Here is a 23775-nt window from a genome sequence, read left to right on the forward strand (position 1 = left end):
CGCGCTAACTCAGCCGCACCGAGCTGATCGTCACCGGGTTGGTGGGAGCGCCGCTCTGGCGGTTGCCGGCGATTCCGGCGCGGGCGATCTTGTCGAGCGTCGCCAGCCCCGCCTGATCGATCGTGCCCAATACCGTGCTCTGCGGATCCATCTCGGAGTCCTTGAAGATCAACGCGAATTGGCTGCCGCTGGTGTTGGGGCCCTCGGTGGCCATGACGACGGTACCGCGCGGGTACACCACGGTCGCTCTCAGCGCGGGATCGTCGGGCGGGTACTGGTTCGCCGGGTACTCGTCGGCGAATTCGTAACCGGGGCCACCGGAACCGTCTACGTCGGGGCCGCCGCACAACAGCGACCCGCCGTCCGGCGAGCTGATCAGCCGGGCGCACTGCGTGTTGTCGAAGAACTGTTGCTTGGTCAGGCTGACGAAACTGTTGACCGTGCACGGGGACTCGGAGTTGGCGAGCTGCATTGAGATGTCGCCGAAGTTGGTGGAGATGACGGCGCCGATCTGCGCGGGGGTGGTGGACACCCGGCCCGACGGCGGCGGGTTGACGGGCCGCGAAACCGGATCCGGCACCGGCCGGTACTGGCAGTTGGCGCCCAGGTCGGCCGGTGGTGCGAAAGCCGGCAGCGGCGGCACCGTCGCCGAGGCCTGGCCGCTCGCACCGGGATTCGATCCGGTCCTGACGGGAGCCCGGGCTCTCGTCGGGGCGCTGGACGCCTGGCCGCCATTCGAGCCGTGACTCTGGGCCACCAATGCGATGACCAACGCGATCACCGCGCCCAGGGCCAGGGCCGACGCACCGACGATGCCGATGAGCAGACGTCGTGAATGCGTCGGCTGATGATAGGGCGGCGGCGTCGCGATGGATCCGCTTGGGGGACCGGTCAATACGGCTCTGGTGGCCGCGGCGAGCTCCATCGCCGTTTGGTAGCGCTGCTCGGGATCCTTGGCCATGCCGCGGGCGACGATCGCATCGAAGGCCGAAGGCACGCCCGGTGCGGTTGCCGACGGTCGCGGCGGCGGAGCGTTCAGGTGCGCGTTGAGTTGTTCTTCGAGGCTGTCGCCCGCAAAGGGCCGATTGCCGGTCAGGCACTCGTGCAGGACGCAAGCCAACGAATAGACGTCGGCGCGATGATCCGTCGTGCCTCTGAAGCGCTCGGGCGCCATGTAGGCGACCGTGCCCATCGTGGCGCCGGTTTGCGTGAGCTGGGTGTCGGCCTCCGCGCGGGCGAGACCGAAGTCGATCAGATAGACGAAATCGCGTGCGGTGGTGACCAAAATGTTCTTGGGCTTGATGTCGCGGTGGATCAACCCGGCCTGTCGCGCGCTATCCAGCGCCGCCGCAACCTGTTCGACCACCGCGACAGTCCGCTCCGGGCTAAGGCGGCCGCCGTTTTCGGTGATGTAGTCGACCAGGTCGCGGCCCTCGATCAGCCGCATGTCGACATAGAGCCGGCCGTCGATCTCGCCGTAGCCATGGATCGGCACCACATGGGGATCGTTGAGACCCGCCGCTATGCGAGCCTCGCGGCGGAAACGGTGCTGGAAGTCCTGATCCTCGGCCAGGTGCGGGGGGAGCACTTTGAGCGCCACGACCCGATCCGTGGTCGCGTCGTAGGCGCGGTACACGCGCCCCATGCCGCCGCGTCCCAACAAGTCCAGTATTCGGTAATGACCGAACGTGTCCGGGTCGATGTTCACCTGACGACCATAAGCCGTCGGTGGTGCGCGACGGGCTTGAATTCCGCCGATCAGAGGGAGTTTCGCGCCGCTACGGATCAGATCAGTCGAGCAGCACCGAGGTGATGGTGACCTCGGTGGCGGGTGCCCCGTCCTCGCCGCCGCCGGCGACGCCGGCTTTGGCGATCTTGTCCAGGGTGGCCAGCCCGTCGGACTGGATGGTGCCGAACACGGTGTATTGCGGCGGCAGCTGGGAGTCCTTGTAGACCATGAAGAATTGGCTGCCGTTGGTGCCGGGGCCGGCGTTGGCCATGGCCAGGGTGCCGCGCGGGTAAAGCACGGGCTCCTGCGCCTTGGGATCGTTCGGCGGGTACTGGTCGGTCGGGTATTCGTTGGCGAATTGATAGCCCGGGCCGCCCGTGCCCTGGCCCTTGGGGTCGCCGCACTGCAAGACGCCCAGCCCCGGCGACGTGGTCAGCCGGTGGCATTTGGTGTTGTCGAAGTATTTTTGGCCGACCAGGCTCGCGAAACTGTTGACCGTGCAGGGTGATTCGTTGTTGGCGAGCATCAAACCGATGTGGCCCTGGTTGGTCACCATGCTGACGCTCACCTGCGCCGGATCCGTCGGCACTTTGCCGGTCCGCGGCGGGTTGACCTGCTTGGCCGCCGGTTCCGGCGTAGCCGGGTACTGACAGTTGGCGCCCACCTCGGCCGACGCCTTGAACGCGGGTAACGGCGGCGCCGACGGCGTCGGGCCGGCGGGGGTCGTGGATTCCGGCGAGCTGGCGCTGGTGGTCGTCGTCGACGCGGTGTTGCTCTTGTGTTCGTGCTTGGTGTTGACGATCGTCAGCACCACCGCCACGACCACGGCCACGGCCACGATCGAGCCGGCCGCGATCAGCACGATCCGGCGCGTCTTGGCTTGCTTCGCGCGCCGCTCCAGCTGGCGTTCGAGCTTTCGCTTGGCGTTGGCACGTCGTTGTTCATTGGTCGGCACGGCCGCTATGCCTCCATGCGTGTGAAGTCGGAGCCCCATAAACCCGTGAGGTGGCCAGCTCAGGCTAATGTGGGCGCCGCGACTCGTGTCAAGTGGGCCCCATGGGAAAATGGGAGCCGTGTTGATCACCGGATTTCCCGCCGGCATGTTGCAGTGCAACTGCTACGTGCTGGCCGAGCGGCCGGGAACGGACGCCGTCATCGTGGATCCGGGGCAGCGGGTGATGGCCCCGCTGCGGCGCATCCTGGACAAGAACCGGCTGACGCCGGCCGCGGTGCTGCTGACCCACGGGCACATCGACCACATGTGGTCCGCGCAGAAGGTCTCCGACACCTACGGTTGCCCCACCTACATCCATCCCGAGGACAGGTTCATGCTCAAAGACCCGATCTACGGCCTGGGCCCGCGCCTGGCGCAGCTGGCGGCGGGTGCCTTCTGGCGGGAGCCCAAGCAGGTCGTCGAGCTGGACCGTGACGGCGACAAGCTCGACCTGGGCAGCGTTACGGTCAACGTCGACCACACCCCGGGACACACGCGCGGATCGGTGGTGTTCCGGGTGACCGGGGACAAGGACCTCGTTTTCACCGGTGACACGCTGTTCGAGCGATCGGTGGGGCGCACCGACCTGTTCGGCGGCAGCGGGCGCGACTTGCTGACCTCGATCGTCGATAAGCTCCTGGTCCTCGACGACGCGACCGTGGTGTTGCCGGGTCACGGCAACTCCACCACCATCGGCGCCGAGCGGCGCCTCAACCCCTTCCTCGAAGGCCTCTAGCCCGTGCCGGAGTTTGCTGCGCCCAAGGGCGTGCCCGACTACATCCCGCCCGACTCGGCGCAGTTCGTCGCCGTGCGCGACGGCCTGTTGGGCGCCGCCCGCCGCGCCGGGTACGGCGACATCGAGTTACCCATCTTCGAGGACACCGCCCTGTTCGCGCGCGGAGTCGGCGAATCCACCGATGTGGTGTCCAAGGAGATGTACACGTTCGCCGACCGCGGCGACCGTTCGGTGACGCTGCGGCCCGAGGGGACCGCCGGCGTGGTGCGCGCCGTGATCGAGCACGGGCTGGACCGCGGCGCGCTGCCCGTCAAACTCTGTTACGCGGGACCGTTTTTCCGCTACGAACGCCCGCAGGCCGGCCGCTATCGGCAGCTGCAGCAGGTCGGCGTGGAGGCGATCGGCGTCGACGACCCGGCGCTGGACGCCGAGGTCATCGCCGTCGCCGACGCCGGATTCCGCTCCCTGGGGCTCGACGGGTTCCGCCTGGAGATCACCTCGCTGGGGGATGACAGCTGCCGACCGCAATATCGGGAATTGTTGCAGGAGTTTCTGTTTGGGCTTGATCTCGACGAAGAGACGCGCCGACGCGCCGAGATCAACCCGTTGCGGGTCCTCGACGACAAACGCCCGCAGGTCAAAGCCATGACGGCCGACGCCCCGGTGCTGCTCGACCACCTGTCCGATGCGGCCAAGCAGCACTTCGACACCGTGCTGGCACACCTGGATGCGCTCGGGGTCCCGTACGTCATCAACCCGCGCATGGTGCGCGGGCTGGACTACTACACCAAGACCACCTTCGAGTTCGTGCACTCTCGCCTGGGCGCGCAATCCGGCATCGGCGGCGGCGGCCGCTACGACGGCCTGATGCGCGAGCTCGGCGGACAAGACCTGTCCGGCATCGGATTTGGGCTCGGCGTGGACCGGACCCTGCTGGCGCTGCGTGCCGAGGGCAAGAGCGTGGGGGAGACCACCCGCTGCGATGTCTTCGGGGTGCCGCTGAGCGAGCAGGCCAAGCTGCGGCTGGCGGTGCTGGCCGGTCAACTGCGGGCCGCCGGGGTGCGCGTCGATCTGGCCTACGGCGACCGCGGGCTCAAGGGCGCGATGCGCGCGGCCGACCGCTCGGGCGCCCGGATCGCCCTGGTGCTGGGCGACCGCGATATCGAGGCCGGCACCGTCGGCGTGAAGAACCTCGGGACCGGGGAGCAATCGGCCATCGGTCTGGAGTCCGTCGTCGCCGACGTGCTCGCCCGGCTCGACCGGTAGTCCGTTTCGGGCCAGGTAGGCAGGTTGTCGGTGCCTTGTGGCATTGTCGAACGTATGTTCGATGAAGCGGGGCGGCTTGCGGGGATCGCGGCCCTTGATGAGCTCATCGAGCGCTGTCATCCGTCGGCGACGCCGGAGTCGGCGGCGCTGCTGGACTGCATCGGTGTGGTGGGGCGGGTGGAGAATCGGGCGGCGGCGGCGCAGTTGGTGGCGATCGGGGAGTTGTTTGCCTATCGGTTGTCCCGGTGTGCGGAGACCGAGGCGTGGGCGGTCGATACCGAGGCGGCGGTGGCTGCGGAGGTGGCCGCCGAGTTGCGGATCGGCCCGGGGTTGGCCGCGAGTCGGGTGCGTTATGCCCGGGCTTTGCGGGAGCGGCTACCCGAGGTGGGGGCGGTGTTTGGCGCCGGGGATATCGACTTGCGGGTGTTTCAGACGATCGTGTTCCGCACGGATTTGATCGATGACCTGCAGGTGTTGGCGGCGGTGGATGCGCAGTTGGCGGCCTCGGTGGGCCGGTGGCCGTCGTTGAGTCAGACCCGGCTGGCCGCCCAGGTCGACAAGGTGGTCGCCAAAGCCGACGCCGATGCGGTGCGCCGTCGCACCGAGCGCATCGCCGGTCGGGAGGTGTGGTTCGCCGACATGGGCGAGGGCCTGGCCCATTTGGAGGGCACGCTGGCCAGCCCGGATGCCCACGCGCTGGACCGCCGCTTGGATGCGTTGGCGGCCACGGTGTGTGCGCACGACCCGCGCACCCGCGAGCAGCGCCGCGCCGATGCGCTGGGCGCGTTGGCCGCCGGCGCCGACCGCCTCGGCTGCCGGTGCGGGCGCGCCGATTGTGCGGCCGGGGGCCGGGCGGCGGGGCCGGTGGTGATCCATGTGATCGCCGGCCAGACCGGCCTCGATGGCGCCGGTTCGACCCACGGCTACGAGTTTGGCGCTGAGGGGTTGATCCCACCCGAACTCATCGCCGAGTTGGCGGCCTCGGCGCGCCTGGTGGCGCTGATCCACCCCGGTGATGCCCCCGCCGAGCACCGGTATGTGCCGTCGAGGGCGCTGGCTGATTTCGTGCGGTGTCGGGATCTGACGTGTCGCTGGCCCGGGTGTGATCGACCGGCCACCGACTGCGATGTGGACCATACGATCCCGTATGCCGCCGGCGGGGGGCTTGTCAAGATAACTGTGTAAGTAGTTGTGGCCGTTGGTGTTTAGTGGGTTGTCATAGTGGGAGTCGGTCGGGGAATTGGATCGCGAAAGCATTGAGCGCTTCGGTCCAGCGGTAGGTTCCTTGTCCTTGGGCTGATCCTCGTTTCTGGTTGATGTTGCGGATGGCCAGATACAGCAGTTTCATCGCCGCGGCGTCAGACGGGAATGAGCCGCGGGCCTTGGTGACTTTGCGCAGCTGGTAGTTCAGCGATTCGATGGCGTTGGTGGTGTAGATGATCTTGCGGATCTCGACGGGGAAGGCCAAAAACGGCACGAACTCCGCCCAGGCCCGGTCCCAGACCGCGACCGCCCCCGGGGATTTGGTCTTCCATTCAGACCGAAACTGCTCCAGGGCGACCGCAGCGGCCTGTTCGGTGGCTGCGGTGTAGATCGGGCGCAGCGCGGCGGCCATCTTCTTGCGGTCGGTATAGGAGGCGTAGCGCATGCTGGCCCGCAACAAGTGCACGACACAGGTTTGGATGACCGCCTGGGGCCAGACGGCGGCGATCGATTCCGGCAGCCCGGTCAGCCCGTCACAGCAGACGAACAACGCATCCCGGCACCCCCGATTGCGCAGCTCGGTGAGCACGCCGTGCCAGAACTTCGCCCCTTCGGTCTGCTGAATCCACACCCCCAAGACCTGCTTGATGCCCTCGACATCGACCCCGATCACCACGTGGGCGGCCTTGTTGGCCACCACGCCGCCATCGCGGATCTTGAGCCGGATCGCGTCGATGTAGAGGATCGGATAGACCGGATCGACCGGCCGGGACTGCCAGGCGGCGATCTCGTCGGCCACCACCTCGGTGACCCGCGAGACCGTGGCCGCTGAGACACTGGCGCCATAGACCTCGGCCAGGTGCTCGGTGATGTCACGGGTGCTCATGCCGCGCGCGTAGAGCGACAAGATCATGTCCTCGACCTGGCCGAGCCGGCGTTTGCGCTTAGGCACAATGACCGGATCGAAGGTGCCATTGCGGTCGCGAGGCACTTCCAGATCCACCGGGCCGGCGGTGGTCAGCACGGTCTTGCGTCCGTGGCCATTGCGCGAATTGCCCGAGCCATTGCCGGCCGGATCGCCGTGCTCATAGCCAAGGTGATCGGCGATCTCGACATCGAGGGCGCGTTCGAGAACACTCTTGGTGATCTGGGACAACAGCCCATCAGGGCCGTCGATAGGCATGCCGGAGGCCTCGGCGTCGGCAAGCAAGGCATCAAGTGCCGCCGGGGGCAGCACCTGCGCCAACTGCTTGGCAGCCTCATCGCGCGATGGATCCGATCGAGACAAAGCGATTCACTCCTGTCCGGTGGCCAGCATGCCTGACCACCATTCAGGCCCAACCACTTACACAGTCAATGAGACACGCCCCCGGCGGGCCCACCCAGGCCTCGAACCTCAAATGCTTATGCCGCACGCATCATTTGGTGAAAACGTTTTGGGGCTGGCGCGACCAGCAGCTACCCGATGGCACGCTGATCTGGACCTCACCGGCCGCGCGCACCTACGTCACCTTCCCGGGCAGCGCCCTGCTGTTCCCCAGCCTGTGCGCACCCACCCGCGAGGTTGTTGCGCCCGCGGCCGCTGAGCGGTGTGGGGATCGCACCGCGATGATGCCCCAACGCCGCCGCACCCGCGCCCACGACCGCGCCACCCGCATCGCCACAGAACGCAAACACAACCGAATGGCGCGCCAGGTCGAAAAGCCTTCGTACGTTTGGTATTCCGAGTCAACCCACGCCGTGGGGGATGGGGAACCGCCGCCGTTCTAACGCGCCGGCGTCAGACGGCGCGGCCCGGGTCATTTCTTGCTGGGAATGATGATCACCACGATCAACGTGAGGATCGAGAAGAACAGCCCAAGGATTCCCCATCCCAGGGGATTGCGGCCCTTCATCATGGCGATGACGCCGCAAACTATTGCGGCGATGATGCTGCCGATCGCGACGAAAATCCCTTTGATGCCACGGAGAATGAAGCCGGCGGCGACGGGGTCCGCACTCGCCAGAACCACCGAATGCAACATGTCGAATCCTTTCTCGCCGTGGCACTTACAGGACAATTCCGCGCGGATAGCCGCGGCGGACGGTGCGGTCGAGAATTCCCAGCGTCGCGCGCAGTGCGCCCTCCGACAGGATCGGAAAAATCCCGGCGTCCCGCCACTTGGGATCGATGTCCGACCAGTCGTAGAACGAGGTGACCACGGTGGCCGATCCGTCTTCGGTCGGCGCGAGCGCATAGCCGTACACATGGCCGATCGGCGGCTGGATCTGGCCGAGCACCGTCCACGCGATCAGGCGGTCCTGTTCGAACTGCCTGATGTCGACGGTGACGTCGTATTTGCCCAGTTGCGGAAAGTCATTCAACGACTCGCGGTCCATGTGCACGACGAAGCTGTCGCCCACGCCGCGCACCGGATTGCCGTCGGCATCTTGGAGCATCCCGGACGAGTCGATCGCCACGTGGCCCTGCGGGTCGCACAGCACGGCGAAGATGTCCGGAGCCGGTGCGGCGATGGTGCGGGAAGTCTCGATACGTTCGGTCATAGGTCCTCGTGGCTAACGGAGGGGCGATGATCCGAAGCTTAGCCTCGGATCCAGCCGAGGTATCGGGGCTAATGCGGGGAGTTGACCAGATAGCACTGCACGCGTCGAGTGGCGTCCTCGGGCTTGACTCCCATGTTCACCAACCTCTGAACCACTTCGGCGGCCGGCACACCCGAAATGATGTCGTGGTCAATCACATGGACGCTGGGGAACCACACGTCTGCGCTCACCCCCGGCGGCGGGGGCTTCGTGTCACCTCCGACGCACTGTGCGTAACCAACGACGCCTGTCTCCGCGCGAGCCGGCGACGCCCCCATCAACACAACGACGGAAATGCCAACAGCCGCCGCAACATGGATCAAACGCATGCCTGCACACCCGCCTTCGCATCGGTTAACCGAAAATAAACTGGTTTGCTACGGCGCACAAGCCTGGCGTCGCGGGCGCACGACGGGTGCGGAGGACGCGCCAAGCCCCCCGCGGCGGCGCGGCACTTGACTCCGCCTCGAACGGATGTTCGAATAACGGGATGCGGTGGGCAAATCAGGCCGTCGCGGTCAACGGGCAGCCGGTGGAGGACGGGGCCCTGCCGGGGCTGCAACGTATCGGCTTCGTCCGCAGCGTGCGGTCTCCGCAGTTCGAGGGAATCACCTTTCACGAGGTGCTGTGCAAGTCGGCGCTGAACAAGGTGCCCAACGCGGCGGCCCTACCGTTTCGCTTTACGGTCAACGGCTACCGCGGCTGCTCGCACGCCTGCCGGTACTGCTTCGCCCGGCCCACCCACGAATACCTGGAGTTGGACTGCGGCAACGACTTTGACACCCAGGTCGTCGTCAAGACCAACGTCGTCGAGGTGCTGCGCCGCGAGCTGCGCCGGCCGTCGTGGCAGCGCGAGACCGTCGCCCTGGGCACCAACACCGATCCCTATCAGCGGGCCGAGGGCCGCTACGCCTTGATGCCCGGCATCCTCGGCGCCCTGGCCGAATCGGGTACCCCGCTCTCGATCCTGACCAAGGGCACACTGCTGCGCCGCGACCTGCCGCTGATCGCCGACGCCGCGGCGCACGTCCCGGTGTCGGTCGCCGTGTCGCTGGCGGTCGGGGACGCCGCGCTGCACCGCGACGTCGAGCCCGGCACACCCACGCCACAGGCGCGACTCGGCCTGATCGCCGCGATCCGCGCCGCCGGGCTGGACTGCCACGTGATGGTCGCGCCGGTGCTGCCGTATCTCACCGATTCCGTCGAGCATCTCGACGGGCTGCTCGGCCAGATCGCGGCGGCCGGCGCCGGCAGTGCGACGGTGTTCGGCCTGCACCTGCGCAGCTCGACCCGCGGCTGGTTCATGTCGTGGCTGGCGCGTTCACATCCCGAACTGGTCGGCCGCTACCGCGAGCTGTACCGGCGGGGCGCCTACCTGCCGCAGGGTTATCGCGACATGTTGCGACAGCGGGCCGCCCCGCTGATTGCCAAGTACCGGCTGGCCGGCGATCACCGCCCGTTCTCCCAGGCGGTGTCGGCCGCGGCGCCGCAACCCGTTCAGCAGACGTTGTTTTGAGTTAGCGCGGCTTGTCACCGCGCGGCTTGGTCAGCGTGAATTCGTCGATCACGACCATGTCGCCCAGCGGGCCCCGCACCGCGTAATGCGTCGCCTTGATCGAGGTATTGCCGCCGGGCCGGCCCGGATCGACGTCGAAAGCCACGAAACCGTAGGGGTTGTCGCGGTCGCGGAACGCCGACCACGGTGCGTCCTCGAGGACGTAGATCGGCGCCTTGCGCCGGAGCCCGGGGTCGAACGCCCCCACCCCGGTGACCACCCGGCACCGGGGTTCGGCAAAGAACATCGCGTTGCTCGGCGCCGAGGTGCCACCGCCGCCGATGACCAGGTGCACCGTTCCCCGGGTCGTGTCGATGAGATCGCCTCGGGTGTCGACGGGAATCGGCGTTCGGGTGTCGCTCCCGAGCGCGCCCCGCAGCGGGTGCGAGCGCTCGTAGTGGTGTTCGTGGCCGCACACCACCAGATCGACCTGATACCGGTCGAACAGCGGCAGCCATTCCTCCCGGATGCCCAGGTCGGCGCCGTTGGTCTTGTCGGCGGTGGAGATCGCCGTCTGGTGCATGCACACGACCACCCAGTCGATATCCGGTTCCTGCCGGGCCGCGGCGAGTTCGCTTGTCAGCCAGCGTTTTTGCTCTCCGCCGGAGTAGCCGTGCACGTAGGAGTTGCCGCCGTCCTGGTAGGCCACATCGTCGTTGGCGAGGCTGATCACCCGCACCGAACCGGCGGTGAACGAATACCACAGGCCGCGGGTCTCGGGGCTGGACGCGGAATCGGGCACCGCGAAGTAGGTCTGGTAGGCGCCGTAGCCGATCGGCCCGTTTCCCAGTTCGTTCTCGTGGTTGCCGGCCGCCGGCATCCAGGGCCGGTGGCGCGCCGAGCGGGTGTTGTTGTCGAACCAGTTCGACCAGGTGCGGATCCGGTTCTGGGCCAGGTTGGCATAGCACAGGTCGCCGTTGACCAGGTTGAACAGCGGGCCGAGGCGCTCGATGGCCATGGTGGTGTCGGCGGCCGCCGGCGAGCCGATGTTGTCGGTGGCATAGCGGCCGTCGGGCATCCTGGCCAGCGCCGGGGTGGACTGATCGCCGAAGCTGGTGAAACGCAAGGGTTTTCGCCCCTTCGGCGCCGTTCGCACGGTTCCCTGTTCCGGCTCGGCGCCGTCGTGCACTGCGGCGTACACATAGTCGGCGTCCGGGGTCAGGTTGGTCAGCCGGGCGTGGTTGACGCGAACTTCGGTGTTGGACTTGGCGTCCCTATAGGTGCGGGTCTCGGCGGCCACGGTGCGGCCGAACCCCGATGTCGGCGTGCCGAGCATGACGCGTGGGTTGCGGACGGCGTCGGTGGTGTGCCAGGACACCACCACCTCGGTGGCGGCGTCCTTGCCGAATTGCAGGTGCAGGCCGCCGACCGGCGACGCGCCGTGGCGGTCGGGCTGGAGCCAGGCCGCGGGCCCGCGGGAGCTTGCCGACTGTGACCACAGCAGCGCGGCGCCGCCGACCCCGACGCCGCCGAGAACCGCGGAGGCCGCAGTCGATGTGAGTAACCGCCGGCGGCTGATGCCGGCCGGTTCCGAATCGTTGCTCACTCCTGCTTCATACCGCAGCCGGGCAACCTGAAGGTGAACGCCCCGCGTGGTAGAAGCCGTTTCCCGGGTACGGCGGTAACGGATTCGGTAGCGTTTGAGATATGACGAACGTGCGAATTGTGACCACGGGGATCGCGGCGGCGACGTTTGCCGCGGCCGCCGCGATGACTGCGACGCCCGCGATCTCCCACGCGGATCCCACCGGCCACCAGGTGACGTACACGATCACCGCTACCGGCAACCTGACCGGCAACGTCAGGTACATGAACAGCGATCCGCCCAGCCAGGCGGCCTTCAACTCGAACTCGTCACAGTTCCTGACCACCGTGCCGACGGCGTTCGCCGCCAACCAGCCGCTCGTCTACAACGCGACGCTGGCGGACCCCAACCAGTGGGCGTTCGTCAACGCCAGCGGCGGATGCCACTGGCCGGACTGCGACTCGTCGAACACGCCGCAGATTCAGTGCCAGATCGCGGTGGACGGCCAGGTCGTGGTGACCCAGAGCGCTACCACCGGCGTCACCTGCTCGACGCGTCCCTGGTAGCCACGACGACGACCTCGGCGGGCTCGGCGCCGACGGTCCGCACCGTGTGGCTGATCGAGGCGTCGAAATAGGCGCTGTCGCCGGGCCCGAGCGTGAACGTCTGATCCCCGTAGTCGAGTTCGACGGTCCCGGTGTGCACGAACATGAATTCCTGGCCCGCGTGCTCGGGATGGGGGTCGTCGGCCAGCTTCTCCGTCGGGCGAACCACGAACGGCGACATCGACTTTCCCAGTAGCGACGAGGCCAGCACCCGGTAGCGCTCGCGCTCGGCGGTGGCGGCACGTTCGACGGTGATTTTCTCGTGCGCCGCCTCGTCGGAGAACAGGCGGCCGACGTCGACGTCCAAGGCCTTGGCGACCTTGAGGGCGACCGCGATCGACGGCGTGCTGCGTCGGCGTTCGATCTTGGACAGGTAGCTCTTGGTCAGGCCGGTCTGCTGGGCCAGGGCCTCCAGGGTGAGGCCGCGTTGCTTGCGGACCGCACGCAGCAGTGCCGTCACGCGCCGCCCCTCTCATGACACAAAGTTTCCTATAGTGATACCATTGTGTCACACGTTCGCGCCGAGGGAGCTTCGTTATGGCCAGCACGTTCACCGATTCGAAATCCGACTTGATGCGCCGGGCCGCCGAGCAGTTGACGGCCTTTCAATCCCAAGACGTCGCCGATTCGTCGCTGACCACCCGCCAAAAGCTCGCCCTGACGTGCCGCGCCCTGTTCGACGCCGGGCATGACTCCGGGCTGGCCGGGCAGATCACCGCCCGCGCCGAGGCCGACGGCACCTACTACACCCAGCGCCTCGGTCTGGGGTTCGACGAGATCACCGATGCCAACCTGCTCCTGGTCGACGAGGACCTCAATGTCCTTGATGGCGATGGAATGGCCAACCCCGCCAACCGTTTTCACAGTTGGATCTATCGTGCGCGCCCCGATGTGCAATGCATCGTGCACACGCACGCCTTCCACGTGGCGGCGCTGTCGATGCTGGAGGTCCCGTTGATCGTGTCGCACATGGACACCACGCCCCTCTACGGAGACTGCGCGTTTCTGGAAAAGTGGCCCGGCGTGCCGGTCGGCAACGAAGAGGGCGAGATCATCTCCGCCGCCCTCGGTGACAAGAAGGCGGTCCTGCTGGCCCACCATGGCCACGTCATCGCCGGCGCCAGCATCGAGGAGGCGTGCTCGTTGGGAATTCTCATCGAGCGCGCCGCCAAACTGCAGCTGGCCGCGATGGCTGCCGGCGCCGTCAAGGAGCTACCCGAAGAACTGGCGCGCGAGGCCCACGACTGGACGCTGTCACCGCAGCGCAGCCGCGCCAACTTCGCCTACTACGCGCGCCGGGCCCTGGCCCGGCATCCGGATGTGTTGACCAGCTAATCCGTTATCCGCCAACCGAATTCGAGGAGTCCACCTGTGGCGCAACCGTCTGAGCCCAAGATCCACGGCATCATCGCGTACCCGGTGACCCCGTTCACCGGGGACGGCATCGATACGAAACGCCTTGCGGCGCTGGTCGACCGGCTGGTGTCCGCTGATGTTCACGCGATCGCGCCACTGGGCAGCACCGGCGAACTGGCCTACCTCGACGAACCCGAATTCGACACCGTCGTCGACACCACCATCGCCACCGTCGCGGGCCGGGTGCCGGTGGTCGTGGGCGTCTCGGATGTGACTACCGCCAAGACCATTCGGCGCGCCACGTATGCGCAGCAGGCCGGGGCCGATGCGGTGATGATCCTGCCGGTGTCCTACTGGAAGCTGACCGAGCGGGAGATCTTCCAGCACTATCGGAGCATCAGCGATGCCATCTCGATCCCGATCATGGCCTACAACAACCCGGCAACCAGCGGCGTCGACATGCCGCCCGAGCTGCTGGTACGCATGTTCGAATCGATCGACAACGTCACCATGGTCAAGGAGTCCACCGGCGACCTGACCCGGATGCAGCGCATCGCCGAACTGTCCGGTAACCGGCTGCCCTTCTACAACGGCAGCAACCCGCTGGTGCTCGACGCGCTGAAGGCCGGGGCCTCCGGATGGTGCACGGCCGCACCGTGTTTGCGGCCACAGCCGTGCATCGACCTGTACGAGGCGGTCCGTGCGAACGACCTCGACACGGCGCAGAAGCTCTACGACGATCTCAAGCCGCTGCTGCAGTTCATCGTCGCGGGTGGGCTGGCCACCACGGTGAAGGCCGGTCTGGAACTGCTCGATTTCCCGGTCGGGGACCCGCGCGCGCCGCTGCTCCCGCTCGACGAGGAGGGCCGCGCCGAGCTACGGAAACTGCTTGGGGCCTAACCCGATTGCCCTACTCCCGCTCACCCCGCTGCGCGGGCTGCATCGTCGTAGGGCTAACCCAAGTCGGGTGCCGAGAAGGTGTCGCACTGCTTTGGATCACCGGTCTGATAGCCGACGGTGAACCAATGCTGCCGCTGCTCGGCCGAGCCGTGCGTCCAGCTTTCCCGGTTGACATGCCCGGTCGCCTGTTTCTGGATGCGGTCGTCGCCGACCGACGCGGCGGCCGACAGCGCGTCGCGAATGTCGTCGTCGGTCAACGGATTCAGGAACGGCGTGCCGTCCTTCTGGTTGACCGTGGCGGCGTAGTGCGCCCAGATGCCGGCGTAGCAGTCGGCCTGCAGCTCGGTGCGTACGCCGTTGCCGCCGGCGCCCTTGGCTCCCTGCTGGGATCGGCCCAAAGTGCCCTGTAGCTGTTGCACGTGATGACCGTATTCGTGGGCGACGACGTATTCCTGTGCGAAAGCGCCGTTGCTGGAATGGAGCTGCTTGACCAGCACGTCCTGAAAGAAGCTGGTGTCGAAGTAGGCCGTCTGGTCCACCGGGCAGTAGAACGGCCCGACGTCGGTGGTGGCCGGTCCGCAGCCGGTGCTCACCTGGTCGCTGAACAGGCGCACGTGGGGTCGCGTGTATCCCGGCATCAGCTGATGCCACACCGCGTCCACGGAGTTGCCGGTGGCGACCACGCGGCACTGCACGTACTTGTTGGCGTCGGCGCCGGTCTTGCACTGGCTCAGGTCGAAGCCGGGGGCGGAGTAGCCGCCGGTGTTGGTCTGTGGCTGGTTCATCACCCGACCGGGGTCGACGCCCAGGAACAGCGCCCCGAGCAGGATGATCAGCCCGAGCCCGCCGCCCCCGACGGCCATCCCCATCCCGCCGCCGCCGGACGACGACGCGTTGCTGGTGTCGATCTGCATGCCCTCGTTGAAGGTCATGACACGCTCCTAAGGTTGCCGGGTCGCAAGGGAGTCGGTGTAGCTGCGCAGGTTGCGCAGGTAGCGGCGCAGGGCCAGGTTCAGCAGCGGCCCGACCACGACCATCGCCAGCTTCGCCGGGCCGGCCGGCTTCTGCGCCATGGTCCACGTCAGCCGGCAGCCGCCCGGGATGACCTCGACCCGGTAGTCCTCGGCGAAGGCCGCCACGGATTTGGTCGAGCATTCATTGAAGCGAAATGCCATGTGCGTGAAGGGTTCCCACGCAAGGAATTCTTCGTTGCCCACGATGCCGCCGCGCATCTCGACGACGCGGGTGGTGCCGACGCCACGCGGCTCCGGGCTGGTCCAGGTCACCTTGGTGATCACCTTCGCCCACCGCGGCCAGGATCCCGCGTCGGAGAGCACCTCGAACAGCTGCTCGGGGGTGATGGCCAGGTCGACGCTGTTGCGGAAAGCAAATGGCGCCGTGTTGACGAAGTTCACGTCGACGCGCTCGCAGGGGAACATGAAAGTAATCTAGCCGGGGCCGTCGCTGGCCGCGGCCAACAACGGCACCACGACGTCGCTGATCGGTGTGGCCAGGCCATGGGTGCGGGCCTTGCGGATGATCACGCCGTTGCGGACATCCCATTCCATCGGCCGCCGGTTTTCCGCGTCGGTGAGGATCGACGTGCTCATGTCCTCGTCGACGTTGCGGAACATGTCGGCCAGCTCGTCGACGATCCCGTCGGGCAGCCGGGCGCCCTCGGCCCGCGCGACGGCCAGGCATTCGGCCACATAGCGGCGCGACAGCGCGGCCACGTCGTCGCGGCGAAACATCCCCGACCGCCGTCGCGACAGCGCCATGAACCCGGCCAGCGCGTTGGTGAGCAGCTTGCGCCAGGTCGCGGTGATGATGTCGGGGTCGCAGTCCACCCGGCAGCCGGCGCCGCGCAGCAGTTCGGCGACCGTCTCGGCCGAGGGCCCGCTCGGCAGCACCAGGGCCGCCTCGCCGCGCAGCCGCACCCAGCCTTCAGGCCGGGTTTCGGCCGAATACCAGACGATGCCGGGGAGGACGGGGGAGTGCGGGCAGTGCGGCTGCACCTGCTCGACCTGCTCGACACCGTTTTGCAGCACCACGACGATGGTGTGGACATCGCACAGGCGGGCCAGCCAGTCGGCCGCCGCGTCGTTCTGGGTGGCCTTGACGGCCAGCAGCACGACGTCGACCGGGCCGGAAACGTCGTCGGGGTCGGTGTGCACCGGACCGGGGACGACGATCGGCTCGGCGCCGTCGGGCCGCAGTTCGATGCGCTCGCGCGGCGAGCGGCCGCACACCACGACCGAATGTCCGGCCCGGGACAACAGCGCGGCGACCGTCGTACCGACCGCGCCCGGACCGACGAGTGCGATTTTTGTGGCGATACACCCGAACGTACCGATCGACGGTGCCCGACGCCGACGCGGCCCGTGGCTGTGCGGGCGGTGACTGCGGGCGCTGTGATCGCCTGGCGCTACAGCGCTAACGCCTGGCGCAGTACCGCGATCGTCTCGGCCTGCTCGCGCTGGGAGATCGCCGCATCCTGAATCAACATCGAGCCGTGGAAAGTCCCGGGGAACAAATGCAATTCGACGCTCCCCCCCGCCGCGAGCATGGCCAGCGCATAGGCGATGCCCTCGTCGCGGAGCGGGTCGAAGTGCATGACGGAGACGTAGGCCGGCGGTAGGCCCGCCAAGTCGGTGGCGCGGGCCGGCGCGGCGTAGATCGGGACGTCGTCGGTGCCGGCGCGACCGGGTCCGAGGTAGCAGTCCCAGCTCAGTACCGCTCGGGGCCGACTCCACAGCGGGGTATCGGTGAACGCGGTCATGCTCGGCGTGATCAGCCGGTCGTCCAGTTCCGGCACGGAAAGAAACTGGAAGGCGATGTGCGGGCCGCCACGGTCACGGGCCAACAGCGCGAGCGCCGCGCACAGCCCGCCGCCGGCGCTGGTGCCCTGAATGGCGATGCGCCGGGGGTCGATGCCCAATTCGTCGGCGTGCGCCGCCGTCCAGACCAACCCGGCGTAGACGTCCTCCAGCCCACCCGGGAACGGGGTTTCCGGTGCGAGCCGGTAGTCGACCGATACCACGACGACGCCCAGCTCGCGGGCAATCTTGACGTTGGAGGCGTGCTCGGTGTCGAGGTCGCCGGCGACGAATCCGCCGCCGTGCACGTTGTAGACCGCGGCGGGAGCGCTGCGCTGCTCGGGCCGGTAAATGCGGATCGGTACCGCCGGATCGCCATCGCGGCCGGGGATTCGACGGTCCTCGATCTGCACTCCGGTGGTGTCCGGTGGCGGAAGCGCGGCGATCATCTCCGACAGCGCCGCCCGGATGGCCAACGGATCGGCGCCCGGGAGGTCGGGTAGGAGTGGAACGACCGCGGCGATTTCCGGGTCGAACGCATAGGTGGTCATGTGCACTCCTGAAGCCGTCAGCGGCAACGTCGGTCAGTAATCCTGCCCCCGGCGCCGGAATCTGGCTAGATCGGCGCGGTGTCGCTGCCCGTGGTCCCCACGGCGCTGCGTGCCCGCATGGTGGTGCCCTTTAGACTGAGCAGTCGTTCTGGCCAGGTGCAACACCATCGGGAAATAGGGAGTGTTTCGTGCTGCGCAGTCATGCCGCGGGTTCGCTGAGGAGTGGCGATGCCGGGCGGCAGGTGACGCTGGCCGGCTGGGTGGCGCGCCGCCGCGACCACGGCGGTGTCATCTTCATCGACCTGCGCGACGCCTCCGGGATCACCCAGGTGGTGTTTCGCGCCGAAGACGTGCTGGCCCAGGCGCACCGGCTGCGCGCCGAATTCTGCGTCGCGGTCACCGGCGTCGTCGAGATCCGCCCGGAGGGCAACGCCAACCCCGAGATCGCCACCGGCGAGATCGAGGTCAACGCCTCCGCGCTGAATGTGCTGGGGGAGAGCGCACCGCTTCCGTTCCAGCTCGACGAGCCCGCCGGCGAGGAAACCCGGCTGAAATACCGGTACCTCGACCTGCGCCGCGACGCCCCCGCAGCGGCAATTCGGTTGCGCTCCAAGGTGAATGCCGCCGCGCGCGCGGTGCTCGCGCAGCATGATTTCGTCGAGATCGAGACGCCGACGATGACACGGTCGACACCCGAAGGCGCCCGGGACTTCCTGGTGCCCGCCCGGCTGCAGCCCGGCTCGTTCTACGCCCTGCCACAGAGCCCGCAGCTGTTCAAGCAGTTGCTGATGGTGGCCGGGATGGAGCGCTACTACCAGATCGCCCGCTGCTATCGCGACGAGGATTTCCGCGCCGACCGCCAGCCGGAGTTCACCCAGCTCGACATGGAGATGAGCTTCGTCGACACCGAGGACATCCTCGCCATCTCCGAGGAGATCCTGTCGGCGCTGTGGGCTCTGATCGGGTATGAGATTCCGAGGCCCATCCCGCGCATCAGCTACGCCGAGGCGATGCAACGGTTCGGCTCCGACAAGCCCGACATGCGATTTGCACTCGAGCTCGTCGACTGCACAGAGTTCTTCTCCGACACTACATTTCGCGTCTTCCAGGCACCGTACGTCGGCGCCGTCGTGATGCCCGGCGGCGCCTCGCAACCCCGGCGGACGCTGGACGGCTGGCAGGAATGGGCCAAGCAGCGCGGCCACCGCGGGCTGGCCTACGTGCTGATCGCCGACGACGGCACGCTCGGCGGCCCGGTCGCCAAGAACCTGTCCGACGCCGAGCGTGACGGGCTGGCCGCGCACGTGGGGGCCAAGCCGGGGGACTGCGTCTTCTTCTCCGCGGGCCCGCCGAAGCCGTCGCGGGCCCTGCTCGGGGCGGCGCGCGGCGAGATCGCCCACCGGCTGGGCATGATCGACCCGGACGCCTGGGCGTTCGTCTGGGTGGTGGACCCGCCGCTGTTCGAGCCCGCCGACGACGCGACCGCGGCGGGCGACGTGGCCGTCGGCTCGGGGGCGTGGACCGCGGTGCATCACGCGTTCACGTCACCCAAGCCGGGTCACGAGGACTCCATCGACACGGATCCGGGCACCGTGCTCGCCGACGCCTACGACATCGTCTGCAACGGCAACGAGATCGGCGGCGGCTCGATCCGTATCCACCGCCGCGACATCCAGGAGCGGGTGTTCGCGGTGATGGGGCTCGACCACGCCGAGGCCGAAGAAAAGTTCGGATTCCTGTTGGAGGCGTTCACCTTTGGCGCGCCGCCGCACGGCGGCATCGCGTTCGGCTGGGACCGGATCAACGCCCTGCTGTCCGGGGTCGACTCCATCCGCGAGGTCATCGCGTTCCCGAAGACCGGCGGCGGCGTCGACCCGCTCACCGACGCGCCGGCGCCGATCACCGCCCAGCAGCGCAAGGAGTCCGGAATAGACGCCAAGCCCGAAAAGGTTGACCGGGCATGACTCAACAGACACCGGACAGCGGCTTCGTCAACGATTTCAACGAGCAGATCATCGCCGAGTTCCGGGAAAACGGCGGCAAGGTCGGCGGCCAGTTCCAAGGCGCCGACCTGCTGCTGCTGCACACCACTGGCGCCAAGTCCGGCCGGCCGCGGGTGTCCCCGCTGGCCTACTTCCACATCGACGGCAAGCTCATCATCATCGGCTCCTTCGCCGGCGCCCCGGTCAGCCCGGCCTGGGTACACAACCTGCGCGCCAAGCCGCAGGCCCGCGTCGAGGTCGGTACCGATCAGTTCGACGTCACCGCGCGCGAGCTGCCGACCGACGAGCGCGACGAGCTCTTCGACAAGGTCACCGCCGCGGCGCCCGGCTTCGCCGAGTACCAGGCCAAGACCAGCAGGGTCATTCCGCTGTTCGAGTTAATCCGGACCTAGCCGGTGGGCGCTGCGCGGCCGGCGGTGCCCACGAGGGTTCTCGCCGCCGCGCGCGCGGGCAGCAATCGGTTGCGCGCGGTCTGGTTCAACCTGGTGCAGACGTCGGCGGCCGCGGGGTTGTCCTGGTACCTGACGCACGACGTCCTCGGCCACCCACAACCGTTCTTCGCGCCGATCGCCGCCGCGGTGTCGCTGTCGACCAGCAACGTGCTGCGCGCGCAACGCGCGATCCAGATGATGATCGGGGTGACCCTCGGCATCGGGCTGGGCTCGGCGGTGCAGGGGCTGCTGGGGCCCGGCGCGGTGCCCATCGCCATCGCCGCGCTGATCGCGCTCGGCGCCGCGGTGTTCATCGGCGGCGGCTTCATCGGACACGGGATGATGTTCGCCAACCAGACCATCGTGTCCGCGATCCTGGTGCTGGCCCTCTACCACGGCGGGATCGGCCTGGAACGCATCTTCGACGCGCTGATCGGCGGCGCGGTGGCCATCGTCTTCGCCGTGTTGCTGTTTCCCGCCGACCCGCGAACGGTACTGCGCGACGCCCGCGCCGGCGTGCTGGCGGTGCTGCACGACGTCTTGGCGCGGGCCGCCGACGTCGCGGCCGGACGCAACGCCGCCCCGCCCGACTGGCCGCTGACGGCCGTCGACCGGGTGCACGAGCAGCTCAGCGGCCTGCTCGAGGCGCGGACGACCGCCCGCCACGTCGTCACCATCGCCCCGCGGCGATGGCCCCTGCGCGACGCCGTGCACGCCGCCGATCACCAGGCCGTGCACGTGGCCCTGCTGGCCGGCTCGGTGCTGCAGCTGGCCCGCGCGGTCGGCCCCGACTCAGCGGGCGGGCGCGGCCGGCGGGACCGGCCCGTGCACACGGTGTTGGTCGTGCTCGCCGCCGCGACCGCACTCGCCGACCGCGATGCCGCCGGCGCCTGCGCGTACACCGCGTCGGCCCGCCATCACGCGTCGCAGTTGCCGTCGGGTGCAGGCGAGAAAACGCAGGCGATCCTCGCCGACGCCGTCAGTGCGTGCATCGACGACCTGCAACGGGTCATCGACCTTCGGCCCGTGTGAGTCTCACCGCGAGTCGGCCAGGAACTCCTGCACCAGCTTCCTCGGCGCCTGCGTCAGCCACGCCTCGGTGATCAGCTCCTGCAGGTCGCGCACCGAGATCTCGGCCAGGTTGACCAGCACCGCAGGGTAGCCGTCGAAATGTGGGGTGGTGAAGTAGGTTTGCGGCTCGTCGTCGATCAGCGCGAACTTGACGCCCTCGTCGGACACCCGGACACCGAGGATGTCGCCCCGCGGGGCTCCCGGGCCGCCCTGCGCCAAGGCCTCGCGCTCCGAGGGCCGCAGCGGCCGCTCCCAGGCCAGCAATTTCTTGCCGACCCGCCAGTCGTGCGGTGACGGCTCGGAGGTGAGGGCCAGCTCGCCGACGATGCGGGCGACCTCGTCCCACGTGGCCACTACTCGATTGTGCTCCCGTTTCCGTACGGTTGCCGTCGTATCGGCAAACCGCCGACGACCGGGCGCGCGGGGGCGCGCCATGTGATGTGATCAGCGTTGTGTCTGAACCTGACGCCGGGGTTGCCCGACGGCATCGAGTCACCCACCGCACCGAGTACCGCTACTCCGACGTCGTGACCAGCTCCTACGGTCGCGGCTTCCTGACCCCGCGCGACTCGCTGCGGCAGCGACGCGTCGCGCACCGGCTGGTCATCGAGCCGGCCCCCGCCGACAGTTCCACCAGCACGGACACCTACGGGAACATCAGCTCCTACTTCCACGTGACCGAGCCGCACAGCGTCTTGAAAGTGGTCAGCGATTCCGTCGTCGACGTCCATCCGCCGGCGCCGGGCCTGTACGCCGGCGGGGCGGCGCTCCAGCCGTGGGAGGACGCCCGGCCGGTGGGGCGCGTGGGGGCGCTCGCGGCCGAGTTCACCCTGGACCTCGATCCGCCGGAGATCACCGATGAGGTCCGCGAGTACGCGGCGCCCAGCTTCACGCCCGGACGTCCGCTGATCGACGTCCTGCGCGATCTGGCGTCGCGGATCTTCACCGACTTCACCTACCGGTCGGGGTCGACGACGATTTCCACGGGAGTCAAGGAGGTTCTGGCGGCCCGGGAGGGGGTATGTCAAGACTTTGCCAGGCTGGCGATCGCCTGTCTGCGCGCCAACGGGTTGGCGGCCAGTTACGTGTCCGGCTACCTGGCCACCGACCCGCCGCCCGGAAAGGATCGGATGATCGGCATCGACGCCACGCACGCCTGGGCCGCGGTGTGGACTCCGCAGGACCCCGGCCAATTCGAGTGGCTGGGGCTCGATCCCACCAACGATCAGATGGTCGACGAGCGCTACATCGTGGTGGGGCGCGGCCGCGACTACGCGGATGTCCCGCCGTTGCGCGGCATCATCTACACCGACTCGGTGCACAGCGTGATCGACGTCGCCGTCGACGTGGTGCCCTATTCGAACCCCATCGAAGGTGACTTCTCGCATGCGTGACTTCACCTGCCCGAAGTGCGGCCAGCGCCTGACGTTCGAGAACTCGACGTGCCTGAATTGCGGTAGTGCGCTGGGGTTTTCGCTCGAGCAGATGGCGTTGCTGGTGATCTCGGAGGACGAGGCAACCGAGCACGCCGGTTTCGTGCCCGCCAGTCAGTATCAGCTGTGCGCCAATCTTCGTCTGGCCGAATGCAATTGGCTGGTGCCGGTCAACACCCCGCGGTTGTTGTGCCCGTCGTGCGCGCTGACCGCCGAGCGGCCCAACGACGCCGACGCCGTGGGGCTGGCCGAGTTCGCCCGGGCCGAGGCGGCCAAACGACGGCTGATCGCCGAGCTGCACGAGCTGAAGCTGCCGATCGTCGGCCGGGACAAGGATCCCGACTACGGGCTGGCCTTCCGGTTGCTGTCCAGCGCACACGAAAACGTGATGACCGGACACGCGAACGGGGTCATCACCATCGATTTGGCCGAGGGTGACGACGTGCACCGCGAGCAGCTGCGCGTCGAGATGGACGAGCCGTACCGGACCTTGCTGGGACACTTCCGTCACGAGATCGGGCACTACTACTTCTACCGGTTGATCGCCCCGTACCCCGAGCACCTCGAGCGGTTCAACGAGCTCTTCGGCGATCCCGACGCCGACTACTCCGAGGCGCTCGACCGCCACTACAGCGAGGGCGCGCCGGAGGGCTGGCAAAACGACTTCGTCTCGTCCTACGCCACCATGCATGCGAGCGAGGATTGGGCCGAGACGTTCGCCCACTACCTGCACATCCGCGACGCGCTGGACACCTCGGCGTGGTGCGGACTGGCGGCGGCGTCGGCCACCTTCGACCGTCCGGCGCTGGGGCCCAGCGCATTTCAGACGATCATCGACATGTGGCTGCCGTTGTCGTGGTCGCTGAACATGGTGAACCGGTCGATGGGGCACGACGACCTGTACCCGTTCGTGCTGCCGGCCGCGGTGCTGGAGAAGATGAAGTTCATCCACACCGTCGTCGACGAGGCGACGTCGGAATCCCGGGGCCCCGCGTCGGTGGCGGGTTAGCCATGTGCT

At 68.0% G+C, this 23775-nt stretch carries 25 protein-coding genes and 1 pseudogene; 13 read left to right on the top strand and 13 right to left on the bottom strand.

The genetic code is table 11. The annotated features are described in order from the left end of the window. Positions 1–4: 4 nt before the first annotated feature. Positions 5–1708 (bottom strand): protein kinase domain-containing protein, encoded by a 1704-nt coding sequence (locus tag ACZ50Z_RS04855; protein WP_464482517.1) that lies wholly within the window; start codon positions 1706–1708, stop codon positions 5–7. 82 nt (positions 1709–1790) lie between these two features. Continuing rightward, complete coding sequence (locus ACZ50Z_RS04860) at positions 1791–2684, bottom strand: peptidylprolyl isomerase (protein ID WP_464482518.1); 894 nt, start codon at positions 2682–2684, stop codon at positions 1791–1793. 118 nt (positions 2685–2802) lie between these two features. Here ACZ50Z_RS04860 and ACZ50Z_RS04865 point away from each other — a divergent pair, with 118 nt between their 5' ends. The 3 genes and pseudogenes from ACZ50Z_RS04865 to ACZ50Z_RS04875 form a co-directional block, all read left to right on the top strand. Further along, positions 2803–3459, top strand: a complete 657-nt coding sequence (locus tag ACZ50Z_RS04865; RefSeq protein WP_464486089.1) for an MBL fold metallo-hydrolase — start codon at positions 2803–2805, stop codon at positions 3457–3459. A 3-nt stretch (positions 3460–3462) separates the two neighbouring features. Continuing rightward, entirely contained in the window at positions 3463–4725 is a 1263-nt protein-coding gene (hisS, locus tag ACZ50Z_RS04870; protein ID WP_464482519.1) for a histidine--tRNA ligase, read from the top strand. A 54-nt stretch (positions 4726–4779) separates the two neighbouring features. Further along, a pseudogene (locus ACZ50Z_RS04875) lies at positions 4780–5886 on the top strand (HNH endonuclease signature motif containing protein); the annotation flags it as partial. 55 nt (positions 5887–5941) lie between these two features. Here ACZ50Z_RS04875 and ACZ50Z_RS04880 read toward each other — a convergent pair. Continuing rightward, positions 5942–7174, bottom strand: coding sequence for an IS256 family transposase (locus ACZ50Z_RS04880; protein WP_464486090.1), 1233 nt, complete (start codon positions 7172–7174; stop codon positions 5942–5944). A gap of 179 nt (positions 7175–7353) precedes the next feature. Here ACZ50Z_RS04880 and ACZ50Z_RS04885 point away from each other — a divergent pair, with 179 nt between their 5' ends. Next, positions 7354–7698 carry a hypothetical protein gene (locus ACZ50Z_RS04885; protein ID WP_464482520.1) on the top strand — a complete coding sequence of 115 codons (345 nt, stop codon included), beginning with the start codon at positions 7354–7356 and terminating at the stop codon, positions 7696–7698. A 29-nt stretch (positions 7699–7727) separates the two neighbouring features. Here ACZ50Z_RS04885 and ACZ50Z_RS04890 read toward each other — a convergent pair whose 3' ends face one another. The 3 genes from ACZ50Z_RS04890 to ACZ50Z_RS04900 all read right to left on the bottom strand — a co-directional run bounded on the left by ACZ50Z_RS04890 (position 7728) and on the right by ACZ50Z_RS04900 (position 8840). Then, the gene (locus tag ACZ50Z_RS04890) at positions 7728–7952 is read right to left on the bottom strand and encodes a deoxyribodipyrimidine photolyase (RefSeq protein WP_464482521.1); all 225 of its coding nucleotides are present in this window, start codon (positions 7950–7952) and stop codon (positions 7728–7730) included. A gap of 25 nt (positions 7953–7977) precedes the next feature. Beyond that, complete coding sequence (locus ACZ50Z_RS04895; RefSeq protein ID WP_464482522.1) at positions 7978–8472, bottom strand: SRPBCC family protein; 495 nt, start codon at positions 8470–8472, stop codon at positions 7978–7980. 68 nt (positions 8473–8540) lie between these two features. Further along, positions 8541–8840, bottom strand: a complete 300-nt coding sequence (locus ACZ50Z_RS04900; RefSeq protein WP_464482523.1) for a hypothetical protein — start codon at positions 8838–8840, stop codon at positions 8541–8543. Positions 8841–9001: 161 nt separating this feature from the next. Between ACZ50Z_RS04900 and ACZ50Z_RS04905 the strand changes: the two genes are divergently transcribed. Continuing rightward, a complete protein-coding gene (locus ACZ50Z_RS04905; RefSeq protein ID WP_464482524.1) occupies positions 9002–10027 on the top strand; it encodes an Rv2578c family radical SAM protein in 1026 nt (341 codons plus the stop codon). A gap of 1 nt (position 10028) precedes the next feature. On the opposite strand, the gene ACZ50Z_RS04910 is transcribed toward ACZ50Z_RS04905, so the two are convergent. Beyond that, on the bottom strand, positions 10029–11612 hold the full coding sequence (locus ACZ50Z_RS04910) for a purple acid phosphatase family protein (RefSeq protein WP_464482525.1): 1584 nt from the start codon (positions 11610–11612) through the stop codon (positions 10029–10031). A 101-nt stretch (positions 11613–11713) separates the two neighbouring features. On the opposite strand from ACZ50Z_RS04910, the gene ACZ50Z_RS04915 reads away from it, so the two are divergent. Further along, positions 11714–12157, top strand: a complete 444-nt coding sequence (locus ACZ50Z_RS04915) for a hypothetical protein (RefSeq protein WP_464482526.1) — start codon at positions 11714–11716, stop codon at positions 12155–12157. Here ACZ50Z_RS04915 and ACZ50Z_RS04920 read toward each other — a convergent pair. Next, positions 12132–12656 (bottom strand): helix-turn-helix domain-containing protein, encoded by a 525-nt coding sequence (locus ACZ50Z_RS04920; RefSeq protein ID WP_464482527.1) that lies wholly within the window; start codon positions 12654–12656, stop codon positions 12132–12134. The genes ACZ50Z_RS04915 and ACZ50Z_RS04920 overlap by 26 nt on opposite strands. Positions 12657–12733: 77 nt before the next feature. Between ACZ50Z_RS04920 and ACZ50Z_RS04925 the strand changes: the two genes are divergently transcribed. After that, positions 12734–13531: an aldolase gene (locus ACZ50Z_RS04925; protein ID WP_464482528.1), complete on the top strand. Its 798-nt coding sequence runs from the start codon at positions 12734–12736 to the stop codon at positions 13529–13531. A gap of 36 nt (positions 13532–13567) precedes the next feature. Then, positions 13568–14452, top strand: a complete 885-nt coding sequence (locus tag ACZ50Z_RS04930) for a dihydrodipicolinate synthase family protein (protein ID WP_464482529.1) — start codon at positions 13568–13570, stop codon at positions 14450–14452. 53 nt (positions 14453–14505) lie between these two features. Here ACZ50Z_RS04930 and ypfJ read toward each other — a convergent pair whose 3' ends face one another. From ypfJ to ACZ50Z_RS04950, 4 genes are all read right to left on the bottom strand, one after another. Continuing rightward, positions 14506–15384, bottom strand: a complete 879-nt coding sequence (ypfJ, locus tag ACZ50Z_RS04935) for a KPN_02809 family neutral zinc metallopeptidase (RefSeq protein WP_464482530.1) — start codon at positions 15382–15384, stop codon at positions 14506–14508. A gap of 9 nt (positions 15385–15393) precedes the next feature. Then, positions 15394–15891 carry an SRPBCC family protein gene (locus ACZ50Z_RS04940; RefSeq protein ID WP_464482531.1) on the bottom strand — a complete coding sequence of 166 codons (498 nt, stop codon included), beginning with the start codon at positions 15889–15891 and terminating at the stop codon, positions 15394–15396. A gap of 9 nt (positions 15892–15900) precedes the next feature. Next, positions 15901–16788, bottom strand: a complete 888-nt coding sequence (locus tag ACZ50Z_RS04945; protein ID WP_464486091.1) for an oxidoreductase — start codon at positions 16786–16788, stop codon at positions 15901–15903. A gap of 89 nt (positions 16789–16877) precedes the next feature. Then, a complete protein-coding gene (locus tag ACZ50Z_RS04950) occupies positions 16878–17819 on the bottom strand; it encodes an alpha/beta hydrolase (protein WP_464482532.1) in 942 nt (313 codons plus the stop codon). A gap of 188 nt (positions 17820–18007) precedes the next feature. Here ACZ50Z_RS04950 and aspS point away from each other — a divergent pair, with 188 nt between their 5' ends. From aspS to ACZ50Z_RS04965, 3 genes are read left to right on the top strand one after another with little or no spacing between them, the layout of a single operon-like run. Continuing rightward, positions 18008–19783 (top strand): aspartate--tRNA ligase, encoded by a 1776-nt coding sequence (gene aspS, locus ACZ50Z_RS04955; RefSeq protein WP_464482533.1) that lies wholly within the window; start codon positions 18008–18010, stop codon positions 19781–19783. After that, positions 19780–20214, top strand: coding sequence for a nitroreductase family deazaflavin-dependent oxidoreductase (locus tag ACZ50Z_RS04960; RefSeq protein WP_464482534.1), 435 nt, complete (start codon positions 19780–19782; stop codon positions 20212–20214). The genes aspS and ACZ50Z_RS04960 overlap by 4 nt, the downstream gene beginning before the upstream one ends. Positions 20215–20217: 3 nt before the next feature. Continuing rightward, positions 20218–21285 (top strand): FUSC family protein, encoded by a 1068-nt coding sequence (locus ACZ50Z_RS04965; RefSeq protein WP_464482535.1) that lies wholly within the window; start codon positions 20218–20220, stop codon positions 21283–21285. A gap of 3 nt (positions 21286–21288) precedes the next feature. On the opposite strand, the gene ACZ50Z_RS04970 is transcribed toward ACZ50Z_RS04965, so the two are convergent. Continuing rightward, positions 21289–21678 (bottom strand): MmcQ/YjbR family DNA-binding protein, encoded by a 390-nt coding sequence (locus ACZ50Z_RS04970; RefSeq protein ID WP_464482536.1) that lies wholly within the window; start codon positions 21676–21678, stop codon positions 21289–21291. A gap of 98 nt (positions 21679–21776) precedes the next feature. On the opposite strand from ACZ50Z_RS04970, the gene ACZ50Z_RS04975 reads away from it, so the two are divergent. Then, positions 21777–22718, top strand: a complete 942-nt coding sequence (locus ACZ50Z_RS04975) for a transglutaminase family protein (RefSeq protein WP_464482537.1) — start codon at positions 21777–21779, stop codon at positions 22716–22718. Beyond that, positions 22711–23766 carry a zinc-binding metallopeptidase family protein gene (locus ACZ50Z_RS04980; protein ID WP_464482538.1) on the top strand — a complete coding sequence of 352 codons (1056 nt, stop codon included), beginning with the start codon at positions 22711–22713 and terminating at the stop codon, positions 23764–23766. Before ACZ50Z_RS04975 ends, ACZ50Z_RS04980 begins: the two co-directional genes overlap by 8 nt. Positions 23767–23775 lie beyond the last annotated feature (9 nt).

The sequence above is a fragment of the Mycobacterium sp. NTMscope_MAC_269 genome, assembly GCF_976985695.1.

Coding starts and splice junctions, on each gene's coding strand:
- ACZ50Z_RS04980 (WP_464482538.1), top strand. CDS start 22,711: ATGCGTGACTTCACCTGCCCGAAGTGCGGCCAGCGCCTGACGTTCGAG.
- ACZ50Z_RS04915 (WP_464482526.1), top strand. CDS start 11,714: ATGACGAACGTGCGAATTGTGACCACGGGGATCGCGGCGGCGACGTTT.
- ACZ50Z_RS04890 (WP_464482521.1), bottom strand. CDS start 7,952: ATGTTGCATTCGGTGGTTCTGGCGAGTGCGGACCCCGTCGCCGCCGGC.
- ACZ50Z_RS04950 (WP_464482532.1), bottom strand. CDS start 17,819: ATGACCACCTATGCGTTCGACCCGGAAATCGCCGCGGTCGTTCCACTC.
- ACZ50Z_RS04925 (WP_464482528.1), top strand. CDS start 12,734: ATGGCCAGCACGTTCACCGATTCGAAATCCGACTTGATGCGCCGGGCC.
- ypfJ (WP_464482530.1), bottom strand. CDS start 15,384: ATGACCTTCAACGAGGGCATGCAGATCGACACCAGCAACGCGTCGTCG.
- ACZ50Z_RS04960 (WP_464482534.1), top strand. CDS start 19,780: ATGACTCAACAGACACCGGACAGCGGCTTCGTCAACGATTTCAACGAG.
- ACZ50Z_RS04940 (WP_464482531.1), bottom strand. CDS start 15,891: ATGTTCCCCTGCGAGCGCGTCGACGTGAACTTCGTCAACACGGCGCCA.
- ACZ50Z_RS04895 (WP_464482522.1), bottom strand. CDS start 8,472: ATGACCGAACGTATCGAGACTTCCCGCACCATCGCCGCACCGGCTCCG.
- ACZ50Z_RS04900 (WP_464482523.1), bottom strand. CDS start 8,840: ATGCGTTTGATCCATGTTGCGGCGGCTGTTGGCATTTCCGTCGTTGTG.
- ACZ50Z_RS04905 (WP_464482524.1), top strand. CDS start 9,002: ATGCGGTGGGCAAATCAGGCCGTCGCGGTCAACGGGCAGCCGGTGGAG.